We start from the raw sequence: 308 nt of genomic DNA, 5'->3' as shown, positions 1-308 counted from the left end.
AGGCTTCCATGTCCTCAATCGGACGGGTTGCCACGCCGGTTTCCATAGCGGCCTGAGCCACAGCCGGAGCAATGCGCAGGATCAGACGCGGATCAAACGGTGACGGGATCACATAATTAGCACCGAAGACCGGCGTTTCGCCCGGATAGGCGCGTGCAGCCACATCAGAAACTTCTTCACGGGCGAGAGCGGCAATTGCCTTCACCGCAGCCATTTTCATTTCTTCGTTGATCGCTGTTGCGCCAACATCCAAAGCGCCGCGGAAGATATACGGGAAGCAGAGAACATTGTTCACCTGGTTCGGATAG

General features: G+C 56.5%; 1 protein-coding gene. It reads right to left on the bottom strand.

Features of this window, described 5'->3' with window-relative positions; translation table 11 throughout:
• On the bottom strand, nucleotides 1-308 hold a 308-nt coding region (locus tag HBA93_RS20235; protein ID WP_286202094.1), incomplete at both ends, for a malic enzyme-like NAD(P)-binding protein.

The sequence above is a fragment of the Ochrobactrum sp. SFR4 genome (assembly GCF_019730395.1).
Taxonomy (GTDB): Bacteria; Pseudomonadota; Alphaproteobacteria; order Rhizobiales; family Rhizobiaceae; genus Pseudochrobactrum.
Note: the sequence above shows the minus strand (reverse complement) of the source record. Positions and strands in the feature narration are given on the sequence as shown.